11 protein-coding genes are annotated in these 13,806 nt (G+C 62.5%); 7 read left to right on the top strand and 4 right to left on the bottom strand.

Annotation, left to right across the window (positions count from 1 at the left end; translation table 11 throughout):
• Positions 1-108: 108 nt before the first annotated feature.
• From V3C40_RS11550 to V3C40_RS11535, 4 genes are all read left to right on the top strand, one after another.
• Complete coding sequence (locus tag V3C40_RS11550; protein ID WP_319992423.1) at positions 109-444, top strand: DUF3579 domain-containing protein; 336 nt, start codon at positions 109-111, stop codon at positions 442-444.
• Between the two features lie 81 nt (positions 445-525).
• On the top strand, positions 526-975 hold the full coding sequence (locus V3C40_RS11545; RefSeq protein ID WP_070303693.1) for a CBS domain-containing protein: 450 nt from the start codon (positions 526-528) through the stop codon (positions 973-975).
• Between the two features lie 78 nt (positions 976-1,053).
• Positions 1,054-1,872: an AraC family transcriptional regulator gene (locus V3C40_RS11540; RefSeq protein ID WP_319992424.1), complete on the top strand. Its 819-nt coding sequence runs from the start codon at positions 1,054-1,056 to the stop codon at positions 1,870-1,872.
• Positions 1,869-3,332, top strand: a complete 1,464-nt coding sequence (locus tag V3C40_RS11535; protein ID WP_331777492.1) for a nitrilase-related carbon-nitrogen hydrolase — start codon at positions 1,869-1,871, stop codon at positions 3,330-3,332. Before V3C40_RS11540 ends, V3C40_RS11535 begins: the two co-directional genes overlap by 4 nt.
• Before the next feature lie 192 nt (positions 3,333-3,524).
• Here the strand turns inward: V3C40_RS11535 and V3C40_RS11530 are convergent, their stop codons facing one another.
• On the bottom strand, positions 3,525-4,265 hold the full coding sequence (locus V3C40_RS11530; RefSeq protein WP_034759852.1) for a GntR family transcriptional regulator: 741 nt from the start codon (positions 4,263-4,265) through the stop codon (positions 3,525-3,527).
• Between the two features lie 459 nt (positions 4,266-4,724).
• On the opposite strand from V3C40_RS11530, the gene V3C40_RS11525 reads away from it, so the two are divergent.
• The 3 genes from V3C40_RS11525 to V3C40_RS11515 all read left to right on the top strand — a co-directional run bounded on the left by V3C40_RS11525 (position 4,725) and on the right by V3C40_RS11515 (position 9,928).
• Positions 4,725-7,376, top strand: coding sequence for a TonB-dependent receptor (locus V3C40_RS11525; protein WP_331777491.1), 2,652 nt, complete (start codon positions 4,725-4,727; stop codon positions 7,374-7,376).
• Between the two features lie 129 nt (positions 7,377-7,505).
• Positions 7,506-8,819, top strand: coding sequence for a glycoside hydrolase family 18 protein (locus V3C40_RS11520; protein WP_331777490.1), 1,314 nt, complete (start codon positions 7,506-7,508; stop codon positions 8,817-8,819).
• On the top strand, positions 8,816-9,928 hold the full coding sequence (locus V3C40_RS11515; RefSeq protein ID WP_331777489.1) for an acyltransferase family protein: 1,113 nt from the start codon (positions 8,816-8,818) through the stop codon (positions 9,926-9,928). The genes V3C40_RS11520 and V3C40_RS11515 overlap by 4 nt, the downstream gene beginning before the upstream one ends.
• On the opposite strand, the gene V3C40_RS11510 is transcribed toward V3C40_RS11515, so the two are convergent.
• The 3 genes from V3C40_RS11510 to V3C40_RS11500 form a co-directional block, all read right to left on the bottom strand.
• The gene (locus V3C40_RS11510) at positions 9,925-11,127 is read right to left on the bottom strand and encodes a DUF5009 domain-containing protein (RefSeq protein ID WP_331777488.1); all 1,203 of its coding nucleotides are present in this window, start codon (positions 11,125-11,127) and stop codon (positions 9,925-9,927) included. The two genes, V3C40_RS11515 and V3C40_RS11510, sit on opposite strands and share 4 nt — an antisense overlap.
• Positions 11,128-11,207: 80 nt before the next feature.
• Complete coding sequence (locus tag V3C40_RS11505) at positions 11,208-12,512, bottom strand: tetratricopeptide repeat protein (protein ID WP_072454374.1); 1,305 nt, start codon at positions 12,510-12,512, stop codon at positions 11,208-11,210.
• Positions 12,513-12,672: 160 nt separating this feature from the next.
• Positions 12,673-13,806, bottom strand: coding sequence for an ABC transporter ATP-binding protein (locus tag V3C40_RS11500; protein WP_331777487.1), 1,134 nt, complete (start codon positions 13,804-13,806; stop codon positions 12,673-12,675).

The following is a 13,806-nucleotide window of genomic DNA, read 5'->3' as shown; positions in this document are numbered from 1 at the left end:
CAAGTCTTCTATAAGATATAATACTGGCTTACCGCAGCAAACGTAGTTGAATTACCAGCCCGGCCTACCCGCCGGGGCCATTCACGCAATCCAGTCCCGACAAGCCACATGGCCGAGTTATCTCAAAAAACAGGGGAACTCTCAGACGAGTTCTTCATCCTTGGTCTCACCAGCAATGGCAAGCAATTCCGACCCAGCGATTGGGCCGAGCGCCTTTGTGGAGTGATGTCCTGTTTCAATCCCGAAGTTGGCGGGCGCAATGCGCACCTCCAGTATTCGCCCTACGTGCGCCCGACCGTCGTCAATGGCGTCAAGTCGGTGGTGGTCAACACCAAGCTGCGCGAGATCGAGCCGATGGCGTTTCACTTCGTGCGCGAATTTGCCAAGGATAACGACCTGCAAATCGTCGAAGCCTGCTTCCTGCCGCCCCCCGAAGAAAAATAAGATCATTTCAATTGATGTGCCTCAAACCCGTCACGGCGGGCTGGCGTAGCGTGGACACTCTGCCTCAAACGGAGTGGCGACATGCGTATCGGCGATATCTGTACCTTGCACACCATCCATTGCCAGCGTGACACCAGTGTGCAGGACGCGGCGCTGCTGATGCGCCAGCACCATGTGGGCGACCTGATCGTGGCCGAACAGCCGAACGGCGAACGCGTGCCCATCGGCATCCTCACCGACCGCGACATCGTCATTTCCGTCATCGCCCTGGGCCTCGACCCGGCCAGCCTGCTGGTGGGCGACATCATGAGCGCGCAGCTGCTCACGGCCAGCGAAGACGAAGACGTCTACGACATCATCGAACGCATGCGCATCAACGGCATCCGCCGCCTGCCTGTGGTCAACAGCCTGGGCGCGCTCTCGGGCGTCGTCAGCATCGACGACCTGCTGGCCTTCCTGGCCGAAGAGATGGCCGAGCTGGCGCGCATCAGCAGCGGCCAGCTCGTACATGAAAAGCGCACGCGCAAATAAGTCCGCATTGCGCAATTCCAATCAAATCCTCGTTACTTGAAAATGCTACAGTCGCTGCTCGTTCAACGGGAAGCGTTCATGCATTATCTGGCCAAGGCACTCTGGTATATCGAATCGCATTATGCGCAGAATCTCTCGCTCGGTGACATCGCCCGCGTGGGCGGCGCCTCGCCGTACCACCTGACGCGTGCGTTTGGCCTGGCCACGGGCCACTCCATGATGCGCTATGTGCGGGCGCGCCGGCTCAGCGAGGCGGCGCACGCGCTGGCCCAGGGCGCGCAAGACATCCTCGCCGTCGCCCTGGAAGCAGGCTATAGTTCCCATGAAGCATTTACGCGGGCCTTTCGCGACCAGTTCCATGTCACGCCGGAAAAAGTGCGGGCCCAGCGCCACGTCGCCAACCTCGCGCTGGTGGGCGCCATCAAAATGGATGTGGCGCCAGGCGTTCCCCTGGAAGCGCCCCGTTTCGAGCAAGGACCCGCCTTGCTGGTGGCGGGACTCGTCGAACGCTATCGCGCAGAGACGGCTGCCGGCATCCCAGCCCTGTGGCAGCGCTTCCTGCCCCATGTGGCGCCCGGCCAGCTGGTGTATGGCGTGTGCTGCAACAATGACGACGCGGGCAATTTCGATTACCTGTGCGCCATGCCGGTCAGCGACTTTCCCCAGGCGCCTGAGAACTGGATGCGGTTGCGCATCGCCCCGCAGCGCTATGCCGTGTTTCATCACCGCGGGCATATTTCCACCATCCGCGCCACCTGGCGCACGGTGTGGAACGAGTGGCTGCCCCTGTCGGGGCTGGAAGTGGCCGATGCGCCCGACTTCGAACGCTACGACCGGCATTTCGATCCCGCCAGCGGTGTTGGTGGCGTGGAAATCTGGCTCCCCTTGAAAGCATGAGCATGTTCAATACCTTGTCTGCACCAGCCTTGTTTGCTGGCAGTACCGCGCTGCGCCAGCGCCTGTTGCAAATTGCCGCCGCGCTGGCGGCCGGCCTGCCTCTGTACTGGGTGCTGGGGCCACAGCCGCTGGGCCCGCTGGCCTGGTGCGCGCCGCTGCCCGTCCTGTGGCTGGCCCTGCGCTCGTCGCGCCGCGATGCGGCCTGGATGACGTTGCTGGCCGCCGCGCTGGGGCTGTCAGCCAACGTCGCCTATTTCCGCCTGCTGATGCCCTTGCCGGCCGTGCTGGCCGCGATCACCGTCAAGGCGCTGCTGTGGCTGCTGGTGGTGCTGGCCACGCGGCGCCTCGTGCTGCGCTATCGGGCAAGCTGGACGGTGCTGGCGTATCCCGTGCTGTGGGTGGCCATCGATACGCTGATGGCGGCCTTGCTGCCGGACGGTAACTGGGGTAGCCTCGCGTATTCGCAAGCGGATAACCTTGCCGTGCTGCAGGTGACGGCCCTGGCGGGCGTACCTGGCCTGCTGTTTTTGCTGTGCCTGGCGCCGTCCGCGCTGGCCTTGCTGTTGGCCGGTGGCCGCGCGTATGCGCCAGCGGCGTGTGCGGCCGTGTTGCTGCTGGCGGCCGCATTCGCCGGTGGCGCCTGGCGCGTGCACGGTACCCCTGTATCTGGCGGGCCGCTGGCGGGGCTGGCGGCCATCGATGACTTTATCGGCCCGGCCACGCCGCCGGCGCGCGCGCAAGCCATCTGGGACCAGTACGCGCGCCACGTCGAACAGTTGGCCGGGCAGGGCGCCCAGCTGGTGCTGTTGCCGGAAAAGATAGCGGTGCTGGCCCCTGAGCAGGCGGACGCCGTGCGGCAGCGTTTCCAGGCGCTGGCGCGCAGCACGGGCGCGTGGATTACCGTGGGTGTCGGCGTGCAGGACGCTGCCGGCCGGCGCAACCTGGCCTGGCTGTTCGCGCCCGATGGCGCCGCGCCCGTCAGCTATCAAAAACATCATCTGGCGCCGCCCGAGCGCGAGTTTCTTGCTGGCAGCGCATATGCCGTGCAGCCGGTGGCGGGCCAGGCCATGGGCCTGGCCATCTGCAAGGACATGCATTTCGCGCCCCTGGGGCGCGCGTATGGCGCGGCCGGGGCGCAAACGATGCTGGTGCCGGCCTGGGATTTCCAGCTCGACGCCTGGATGGGGGCGCGCATGACGGTCGTGCGCGGCGTGGAAAACGGTTATGCGGTGCTGCGCGCGGCACGCGAGGGCGTGCTGACGGTCAGCGATGCGTATGGCCGCGTGCTGGCGGAACGGGCCAGCAGCGCCATGCCGGGCAGTACCTTGCTGGCGCCGCTGCCGGCGCACCCGCCCATCGCCACCTGGGCTCGATGGCTGGGGCCGCTGTTCGGCTGGCTGTGCGTGGCGCTGGGTGCGATGTTGCTGTGCGTGGGCCGCCGCGCCGCGTCCGCCGTCTGACGGTTAACGCCACGTTTTGCTGCAATGCGCAAAACCGCATTGCGCAGCCTTCTTTTATATTCCGCGCAGGCTGCTACATAATCGCCGCCGATGATTGCACCATTGCCGTGCATATTGAAATGCGATGCCGGCATATATATTGCACCGCAATAAGTGGTGTTATCTGGTATTGCTGAAATGGCGAGGCTGGTATTAATTGGTACTTAATTCAGCCACGAAGTCATACATATCGCCGCGGAAGTAGGAGCGGCAAAATTCCACGGCGCGGCCATCGCGCAAAAAGCCCAGCCTTTCCACCGACAAGCCCGCGTCGCCTTCCTCCGCCTGCAGCAGGCTGGCCTGCTCCCCCGTCAATAAAAGCGCGCTCAGCCGCTGCAAGGCGCGCACGGGCCGGTTGCCCGCCTGTTCCAGCGCGTCGTACATCGACACGTCGACGGCGTCGAGCGCCGGCAGGCAACTGGCGACGATGGTCGCGTATTCCAGGCACATCGGCACCTCGTCCGCATAGCGGATGCGGTGGAAGCGGTACACGGGCGCGCCCGGCGACAGCCGCAGGCGTAAGGCCTCTTCCGGCGTCACGGTACCCTCTGCGCGCTTGAGCCACACGCTGCGCGGCGTGCGTCCGCGCGCGCGCATGTCTTCGGAAAACGAGGTCAGCTTGGCGAAGTTCTTCTCGATGCGCGTATTGATGAAATTGCCCGAGCCGGGACGGCGCACCAGCAAGCCCTCGTTGACGAGGCCATCGATGGCCTTGCGCACGGTGATGCGCGAAACGGCCAGGTCGCTGGCCAGCTGGCGCTCGGCCGGCAGGGCTTCGTCGGGGCCGAGGATGCGCTTGTCGATCGCTTCGCGCAGCGCGCGCTGCAGTTGCTGATACAGGGGCAGGCTACTCGTCTGCCCCAGGCCTTGCATGATGTGAGCCAGGGTTGTCATACGCTGAGGGTCTCCGTTACGGCGCGTTGCAGACGCGCTCTGTATCTGTTTTGTGTCGCTGGATAATACCAAAAAAGACCGTTCTAAAACCAATTTCAATTATCAGGCCGGCAATTTATGCGTGGTCCCGCTGGTATTTAACGCGCCCTTACGGGCTACAAATTGATTTCGGTGAAGTGGTCTGTGTGATTCAAACAACGTTATAAAAAAAAAGTTGCAACTGGTAGTGTTCTGGTATTGGATAGTAGTATATTGGCGTTGAATTGGTTTTGTAAGTGGTTGTACCGAAGGGTCTGCAGCATGCCGCGAGAGTAGGCGGGCTGGAAAGAAGACCTACGTTAAAAATGAAAAGGTTCCAATCCTGGGGCCTAAATCAAGGGGGAGTACATGAAACGCAATTTGACAGCTAGCTCTGCAGCACGCAATTTGACGCCTATCGCCGCTGCTGTGGCTATGTTGATGGCAGGTGCGAGTTTCTCGGCGCATGCGCAGGAAGCGGTGACAGCCAAGCCGGCAGCAACGGCTGAAGTTGATGAAGGCCAGACCGTCGTCGTGACGGGTATCCGCGCATCGCTGCAACAATCCTTGAACCAAAAACGCAATTCCGACAGCCTGGTCGAAGTGATCACGGCTGAAGACGTGGGCAAGATGCCAGACAAAAACATTGCCGACTCGCTGCAACGCGTGCCAGGCGTCAGCGTCGCCGCTGCTGGCGGCAACGAAGGCAGCTTTGGCGAGAATGACCGCGTGGCACTGCGCGGCACACCGTTCGGCCTGACCCTGACCACCTTCAATGGCCACTCGGTCAGCAGCGGCGACTGGTTTGCCGACAATATCATCGGCGGCGGCCGCAGCGTCAGCTTCTCGCTGTTCCCATCCGAACTGATCGGCCGCGTCACCGTGCACAAAGGTTCGCAAGCGAACCTGCTGGAAGGCGGCGCGCAAGGCGTGATCGATATCGAATCGCGCAAACCGCTGGACTTCAAGAAACAAATTACGGGCCAGGTCAGCCTGGGCGCCGTGTACTCGTCCAACTCGGGCAAGAAAGATCCGCAAGTAAGCGGCATGCTGAACTGGAAGAACGATGCCAACACCATGGGTGTGATGGTGCAGGGCTTCTATCAGAAGCGCAAACTGAGCCGTGTCGGCCAGGAAAATGGCGTCTGGTATGACGGCGTTGCCGCGGATTCGGCAGTCGCTGGCGCCTTGCCAGGTTCGGCCGGTGGCCGCGTCAACTACATGGGCGGCACCGCCTGGTTCGAACAGGAACGCACCCGCAAGGGCGGCCTGATCGACGTGCAAATCAAGCCGACCAGCGCGCTGACCCTGGACTTCACCCTGTTCCATTCCGAACTCGACGCGCCGAACATCAACCATAACTTCATCCAGACCGTAGGCCTGGAAACGGGCAGCAAGGGTGGTTACCCTGTCGGCAACGTCAGCGGCACCTACAAGGGCGGTATCGTTACGGGCCTGCACACCACCGTGCCAGCCAATTGCGGCGCCGTCTGCGCCGGCTATTCCAGTGCCGTGCAGGAAGAGTTCAGCCGTCCTGTGGCGGAAAGCAAGTCCGACTTCTTCAATATCGATGCCAAATACCGCGTCAACGACCGCCTCACCTTCTCGGGTAAAGTCGGCACGACCAAGGGCGTCGGCAACACGGAAAGCGGCGCGCTGGGCGTTTGGATGCCTTGGACGGGCGGCGGCTACACCCAGAACGGCGCCAGCCATGGCGTGATCTACGATACCCCGGGCGCGAACAAGTTCTCGATCGGCGGCCGTCAGGCAACGCCTTACACCTACGGTTCGCACGTCACCGCGAACGACAAGGAAACCTATGGCCAGATCGACGGTATCCTGAAACTCGACTTGCCAGCGATCTCGTCGGTGGAATTCGGTGCCCGCGTCGCGGAACACAAGCGTGACCTGACCGCCATCGGCATCGTCGCCAAGCCATCGCTGGGCGTCACCGCCAACCTGCCGATGGATGGCCTGACCTCGTTCCCAAGCAACTTCAAGGACCTGGGCGTGAACGGCTCCGGCTACTGGACGTTCTCGCAAGCGAGCGTCAACAAGTGGCTCAAGGATAACGCCACGTACCAGGGCAACCTGCGCCAGTCCGAGTTCAACATCAAGGAGCCGACCCAGTCGGTGTACGCGATGGCGAACTTCGGCACGGAAGGCTTGTCGGGTAACTTTGGCGTGCGCTATGTACACACCAAGGAAGACGTCAACCGCTATGAGCTGAACCCGGCTGCTCAGTACGAAATCAAGAACTACACCAACACGTACAATGATTTCTTGCCTAGCGCCAACTTCCGTCTGGACGTGACGAAGGATATCATCGGCCGTTTCGGCATCAGCCGCACCATGGCCCGTCCTGAACTGGGCATGATGGCAGGCCTGGATCTGCGCGACAACCAGCTCGACGGCAACGCCGGCAATCCTAACCTGCGTCCTATCCGCTCGAACAACGCCGACATCGGCGTGGAATGGTACTTCGCGCCGAAATCGATGGTTTCGGCTGGCATCTTCTACTCGTCGCTCGATGGTTATGTGACCTACGGCAAGGGTGTGACGACGTTCTACAACCAGTTGCAGAACAAGTTCACCCAGTATGAAGTTGGCACGCCAACCAATACCACGGCGGAAGTCAAGGGCCTGGAACTGTCGTATGTACAAGCGTTGCCAGCAGGCTTCGGCGTGAACGCCAACTACACCTATACCGATGGCAAGGAAACGGGCAACGTCAAAGGTTCGCCATGCGGTGATTTCGGCGAATGCACGATGATCGGCACCTCGAAAAACGCGTATAACATTGGCGCGTTCTTCGAGAACGACAAGTTCAGCGCACGCCTGACGTACAGCTACCGTTCGGAATTCCTGAACGGCACCTCGCGCCGCAGCGCCGCCTACCAGGCTGGCATCGGCGGCCTGTCCGCATCGATCGCCTACCAGCTGACGGAGAACCTGGCCATCACCCTGGACGGCAAGGACCTGAACAATCCACTGTCGCGTTCGACCATCAAGACCCCTGGTTCGGATGACATGCCAGGCGCGTTCTACAAGAACGGCCGTCAGATCTACCTGGCACTGCAAGGCAAGATGTAAGACGTTTTATGTAGTTGATGCCTCCCGGCGGACACCCGGGATGGCATGACAATGGCGGAGCGCAGCTGGCTCCGCCATTTTTTTATTGCAAGATGCTTTTCTTTTTCTTTACATGGTGGGATACCTCCGATGACATTACACGCAATGCTGGCTTGCTTCGCCTGCGCGCTGCCACTGGCCGCCTCCGCCGCTCCCGCCGCACCGGTCTTCGCGCCGGAAGTGGTCGCCTATTATCCCGGCTGGAAATCGGCCGATTTTCCCGTTAATGAGCACAATATTCGCACCGGCAATGTCAGCCTGATCCAGTATGCGTTCGCCGACATCTGCTGGGATGGCGAACATGGCAACCCGGCACCCGATGGCGGCGGCGTGAGCGCCTGTCTGGATGCACAGGGCCAGCCGTCCCGGCCGGCCAATGGCAGCATCGTACTGCCGGCGCCGCAAGCCGATGCCGACAACTTGCGCAAGCTCAACGCACTCAAGCAAGGTCATCCACGGCTGCGCGTCCTGCTGTCGGTGGGCGGCTGGATCTGGTCGAACCGCTTCTCGGACGTGGCCGCCACGCCTGCCGCGCGCCAGGCGTTCATCGCTTCCGCACTGGCGCTGGTGCGCCGGCACGGTCTCGATGGCATCGATATCGACTGGGAGCATCCTGCCACAGGGGGAATCCCCTGTATCGAAGGTAGGGTCTGCCACCGTAGCGGCGACAAGGAAAACTATGTGCGCCTGGCTAGCGAACTGCGCAGCGCATTCGACCATGCCGGCAAGCAAGCCGCCGGCCGCCATTACATGATCACCATCGCCGCTGGCGCGCATGCCAGCCTGAGCGATGACAGTGACGCCGCACCCGGCTGGATGGCCCGCCTGGCGGCGCAGCTGGACTGGATCAATCTGATGACGTATGACTACCGCGGCGTGTGGGATGCCGAGAATGGCCAGCTGGCGCCCCTGTATGCCGACCCGGCCGATCCGCAGCGTGACAAGGCTTTGCATGCGGACGCCACCGTGACGCGCTTCCTGCGCGCCGGCGTGCCTGCTGATAAGCTGGTGCTGGGCGTGCCCTTCTATGGCTATGGCTGGAAACAGTGCGCCGCCGGTCCCCGCGGCGACGGCCTGTACCAGCCTTGCCAGGGCGCGGCCAGCGGTAATGACGGTACGCCGACATTTACTTACCGGCACCTGATCGAACACGGCTACCTGGCCGATGACAAGGGCGCGCGCGGCTTCCAGCGCCATTGGAATGCCGCGTCGCAAGTACCGTATCTGTATAACCGCGACAGCGGCGTCTTCATCAGCTATGAAGATGCGCAATCGATAGGCCATAAAGTGCGCTACATCCGCGACAAGGGTTTGCGTGGTGGCATGTTCTGGGAATTGAGCGGCGATGCGCAGCACGTGCTGGGTACGGCCTTGGCACCCATCCTGAAAGGGACGCAGCCATGAACCAACGCTACCTCGCCCTCGACGTCCTGCGTGGCCTGACCGTCGCCCTGATGATCGTCGTCAATACCCCGGGCGACTGGGGCAGCGTGTATGCGCCGTTTTTGCATGCCGAATGGCATGGCTTTACGCTCACGGACCTCGTCTTTCCCAGTTTTCTGTTTGTCGTCGGCAATGCGCTGGCGTTTGCGCTGGGTAAGTATGAACACCTCGGGCATGGCGCCGTGCTGGCCAAGCTGTGCAAGCGCAGTGCGCTGATCTTTTTGCTGGGCTTTTTGCTGTACTGGTTTCCCTTCTTCAAGATCGACGATGCGGGCCAGTTCGCCTGGTCGCCGCTGTCGCACACGCGCATTCCCGGGGTGCTGCAGCGCATCGCCGTGTGCTACCTGGCCGCCGCCCTGGTCCTCCATTGCTGGAAGACGCGGGGCGCGCTCGTCTTCAGCGCCTGCGCCTTGCTCGGCTACTGGGCCATCCTCGCGACGTGGGGCGACTACAGCTTGCACGGCAACGCGCCGGCCAAGCTCGACCTGATCTTGCTGGGCGACAGCCATCTGTACCACGGCGAAGGCATCGCCTTCGATCCGGAAGGCATCCTCGGCACCTTGCCATCGATTGTCAATGTGATTGCCGGCTACCTGGCGGGCAGTTTCCTGCGCCGGACGGCGCCGGCGCAGCTGCGTGCGGCGCTGTATCGGCTGGTGGTGGCCGGCGTCGTCTGCGTGGCCGTGGCCCTGTGCTGGAATGAGGTGTTCCCGATCAACAAGAAGCTGTGGACCAGCTCTTACGTGATGCTCGGTATCGGCCTGGACTTGCTGCTGCTGGCGCTGCTGATGTTCGTCATCGACGTGCGCAAGATCACGGGCTGGACCTACTTTTTTGAAGTCTTCGGCAAGAACACGCTGTTCATCTACCTCGTGTCGGAAGTGCTGGTGATCATCGCGTTTACCGTGCGCACCGGTGGCGGCAACCTGTACCAGTGGCTGTATCAGCACTGGTTTACGGGCTGGGCGCCGGCGCGCGTGGGGTCCTTGCTGTTTGCCGTCAGCTTCATGCTGCTGTGCTGGCTGATCGCCTATTTCATGGACAAGCGCAAGATCTACATCAAGGTCTAGAATTTCAATTTCAGGCCGTAGCGCGTGGCCATGGCCGTCAACAGCAGCATCAGGGCGGTGACGGCGGCCGCATTCCACAGGCCGGCCGCGCCGCCCGTTGCCAGATACGGCCACCAGACGGGCGGCAAGTGCAGCACGGCCGCCAGTTGCTGCCACAGGTCGGGCACGATGTAGGCGAACAGGGCATTGGTGCCGGCGGGCAAGAGCACCACGGCCCAGGCGCGCCAGCGCCACACGTCGATGACGACATAAAACACGAGGAACAGGGCCAGGATGAGGGCGCTGCACACGAGCGTGTAGGATTCCGTCGCCGCGATCTTGTTGATGTGGTGATACGGCCGCAGCAGCATGCCGGCGGCGAACAGGCCCAGCGCGAACCACGCCATGAAACGGATGCGCTGCCCATGGCTCAAGGCGGCGCCGCGCAGGAACAGCTGGCCCACCAGGGTGCCGGCCAGTACGTTGGCCGCCGTCGAACCGAGCACTTGCGGCACGTTGACGAAGGCGTTGATGCCTGCCGGCAGGAAATCGAGGCTGCCCGCCGTGCCGCCCATGTACAGCACGAGCAGCAGGGAAAATACGCCCATCAGCGCCGTGCCGCTGCCCCGGCACGCCAGGTACAGCAGGCTGCACAGAAAATAGGACCAGCCTATCATGCCGAGGATGCCCCACCACGACGGTTGCAGCCAGGTGCTGGAAAATTCCGCGTTCAGTTCGCCGCGAAACGTCGCCAGCAGGAACAGCATCAGCACGCCGCCGGCGGCCAGCTCCAGCTTGCCCGCGCCCTGGCGCCACAGCAGTATCATCGCCACATAAAACAGCAGGAAGTACATGGCGTGCGGCAGCGGCGCCGCCTGCGCATCATAGCGGTAGGCGTTCGCCAGCACCACGCCGGCCAGCATCAGGCTGGCGGAGCGCCATAGCAGGCGTCCCAGCAAGGCTGGCGTGACGTGGCCGCAATGGCGCTGCAAGGCCAGCGGTATGGCCATGCCGACCATGAACAGAAAACCGGGAAAGACCAGGTCGGGTAGTGTGATGCCGTCGGCGCGGGGGCCTGCATGCTCGAGCCACCAGGCGATGCCGGGCATGCCGGCCAGGTAGTTGACCCAGATCATGATGATAATCACGCAGCCGCGGAAAGCGTCCAGGCTGGTCAATCGTTCGGCGGCGGTGGCAGTGGCGACAGTGGCTGGCGGCATGGAAAGAGGGCAAAGGTCGAAAAAAAAGCAGCCCCGGCGTGAGCCGGGAACTGCCTTGCGCATGCTGGCGGGAGCGGGATTTACTGTGCCGCTGCTGCCGGTGCCGCCGCTGCCGTGGCAGGGCGGTTCAGCCACAGGATCCAGTAGCGGGCCAGGTCGCCCACGCCGTCGCCGCCCTTGACCGTTTCCAGGACCTTGATGGCGTCGTCTTTCTTGCCAGCCATGGCGTAGGAATAACCGAGGCGCAGCTTGGCATCTTCTGGACGCTTCAGGCCGCCCTTGGCGATGCCTTTCTCGATCAGGTCGATACCTTTGTCGAACTGGTCCATCGTGACGAAGGCGTAACCGAGGTTGATCAAGCCCGTGCCATCCTTGCTCTTCATGGCCGACGCTTCGCCGCTGGCGATGCTTTTTGCATCATCGGCGGCAGCCTTGTTGGCCTGGTCGCGCAGTTTCTTGTGCTTGGCGGCATTCGCGCCCGTGCCCAGCACGCCTTTGGCAAAGCCCGCGTCGAGGACTTTTTTCGCTTCCGTTGGGAAGGCGTTCTGCAAGGCGATTTCAGCCATGTCGCTGTAATCTTGCGGCGGCATCGTGCCCACGGCCTTGAATTGCAGGCGCAGCACGTCGAGCGCGAAGCGGTCGGAATAGCCGGCCTTGCCTTGCGTGCGGCTCAGCAGATCGCTCCAGTAGTCATCGGACGGGTAGTAGCGCACCAGGTTTTCCATGGCGACCAGGTAGGTGGCTGGATCCTTGCTTTTCGAACCCGTGTTGGCCAGCAATTGCAGTTCTTCGATGGTCGGCGTCTTGCCCGCTTGCTGCTTGGCCGTCAGGTCGGCCATCAATTCCTGTTTCGCGCGTGCGAAATCATTGCTGAAGTAGTAGGCGCGGATGATGTAGGGACGCATGGTGGTCGCGTCGCCTGTTTCCGTTTGGTAACGGGTGAACCACTTGATGGCGTTCGGATAATCCTTGGCATTGTAGTGGTAGTTGGCCAGTGCCTGGATGAAGTCGCCCTGGGCTTTCTTGTCCAGCTTGCCCGATTCGATGACCGCTTCCAGTGCCGTCATGGCCATCGGCGCATTGTTGGTGGTCGATGCCAGCGCCACGCGCAGGCGGTTCAGCACGAACGTTTCATACGGCGTCAGGGCCGGGATGGCGGCAGCCTGGTCGATGCGGCTTTGCACGTCGGCGTAGTTTTTCGCATCCATCGATGCCTTCACGGCAACCGGATCGAGCAGCTTGAACACTTCAGGACGTACCGAATCGGCCGGAGCGGCAGCGGCGGCGGCTGGCTTGGCATCCTGCGCGTGCGACAGGGATGGCAGGACATTGAGGCCGATGGCGGCCAGGAGCAGGCTAAGGCGTGCAAGACGGAATTGGGACATGGTCAATCCTTCAATCAATAACAAAAATACGCACCGGCGCTGGCAGCCGCAACATCGTGCAGTGGCATTGCCAGAGGGGCAAGGAAGCTCGAAAAAAACACATTCTGCCAGTCTGCCTGCATAAGTCAAACAGAAGCGGCATGATACAAAGCGGCTATTGTCACATAAACGGCTGAGCGGGTGCGGCAAACGTGCGCGCCAGGGCTTGCCCTTTTGCATCGAACAGCAGGCAGCGCTGCGGCGGCAGATGCAGGCGCATGGCGTCGCCCGCGTGGCGCAAGCCATCCTCGGCCGGCAGCTTGACCGCCAGCATCTCGGCTGCGCCCGGCATGCTGGCGTAAACGATGGCCACGTCGCCCAGGTATTCGACATGGCTGACGGCCGCGTCGACGACGTTGTTGTCCGTATCGGCACCGTGCTGCAGGCTGACATGCTCGGCGCGCACGCCCAGGGTCAGCTGGTCACCCGGCGCCACGCCATCGCCCTGTGCTTCGACGTCGATGACGGCGCCGCCGGGCAGGCGCACGGCCACGGAACCGGGGCCGCAGGCGACGGCCTCGCAAGCGATGAAGTTCATCTTTGGCGCGCCGAGGAAGCCGGCCACGAACAGGTTGCCGGGATTGTTATACAGCTCGTGCGGACTGCCCACCTGCTCGATGCGCCCGCCGTTGAAGACGACGATGCGCTCGCCCAGGGTCATGGCCTCGACCTGGTCGTGCGTGACGTAGATCATGGTCGTCTTCAGTTCCTGGTGCAGGCGCGAGATTTCCACGCGCATCTGCACGCGCAACGATGCATCGAGGTTCGACAGCGGTTCGTCGAAGAGAAAAACCTTGGGTTTGCGCACGATGGCGCGGCCGATGGCCACGCGCTGGCGCTGGCCGCCCGACAGGTCTTTCGGCTTGCGTTTCAACAGCGGCGTGATCTGCAGGATCTCGGCCGCGCGCTCGACGGCGGCGCGCACCTCGGCCTTTTTATGCCCGGCCAGGGAGAGGGCGAAGGCCATGTTCTCGTACACCGTCATGTGCGGGTACAGGGCGTAGCTCTGGAAGACCATGGCCAGGCCCCGCTCGGCCGGCGCGATATCGTTGGCCAGCCGGCCGCCGATATGCAGTTCGCCATCCGTGATGTCTTCCAGCCCTGCGATCATGCGCAGCAGCGTCGATTTGCCACAGCCGGACGGTCCCACGAAGACGACGAATTCGCCGTCGCGGATATCGAGGTCGATGCCGTGGATGACGGGATGCTTGTCGTCGTACAGCTTGACGATATTTTTCAATGCGATATGTGCCAT

Origin of the sequence: Janthinobacterium sp. LS2A, assembly GCF_036543145.1 — a bacterium.
Lineage (GTDB): Bacteria > Pseudomonadota > Gammaproteobacteria > Burkholderiales > Burkholderiaceae_D > Janthinobacterium > Janthinobacterium aestuarii.
This window is presented reverse-complemented; position numbering and strand designations above follow the sequence as displayed.

What these genes read in the sequence shown, in the direction of transcription:
- V3C40_RS11550 (WP_319992423.1), top strand. Translation starts at nt 109, where the DNA reads ATGGCCGAGTTATCTCAAAAAACAGGGGAACTCTCAGACGAGTTCTTC.
- V3C40_RS11545 (WP_070303693.1), top strand. Translation starts at nt 526, where the DNA reads ATGCGTATCGGCGATATCTGTACCTTGCACACCATCCATTGCCAGCGT.
- V3C40_RS11540 (WP_319992424.1), top strand. Translation starts at nt 1,054, where the DNA reads ATGCATTATCTGGCCAAGGCACTCTGGTATATCGAATCGCATTATGCG.
- V3C40_RS11535 (WP_331777492.1), top strand. Translation starts at nt 1,869, where the DNA reads ATGAGCATGTTCAATACCTTGTCTGCACCAGCCTTGTTTGCTGGCAGT.
- V3C40_RS11530 (WP_034759852.1), bottom strand. Translation starts at nt 4,265, where the DNA reads ATGACAACCCTGGCTCACATCATGCAAGGCCTGGGGCAGACGAGTAGC.
- V3C40_RS11525 (WP_331777491.1), top strand. Translation starts at nt 4,725, where the DNA reads ATGGCAGGTGCGAGTTTCTCGGCGCATGCGCAGGAAGCGGTGACAGCC.
- V3C40_RS11520 (WP_331777490.1), top strand. Translation starts at nt 7,506, where the DNA reads ATGACATTACACGCAATGCTGGCTTGCTTCGCCTGCGCGCTGCCACTG.
- V3C40_RS11515 (WP_331777489.1), top strand. Translation starts at nt 8,816, where the DNA reads ATGAACCAACGCTACCTCGCCCTCGACGTCCTGCGTGGCCTGACCGTC.
- V3C40_RS11510 (WP_331777488.1), bottom strand. Translation starts at nt 11,127, where the DNA reads ATGCCGCCAGCCACTGTCGCCACTGCCACCGCCGCCGAACGATTGACC.
- V3C40_RS11505 (WP_072454374.1), bottom strand. Translation starts at nt 12,512, where the DNA reads ATGTCCCAATTCCGTCTTGCACGCCTTAGCCTGCTCCTGGCCGCCATC.
- V3C40_RS11500 (WP_331777487.1), bottom strand. Translation starts at nt 13,806, where the DNA reads ATGGCACATATCGCATTGAAAAATATCGTCAAGCTGTACGACGACAAG.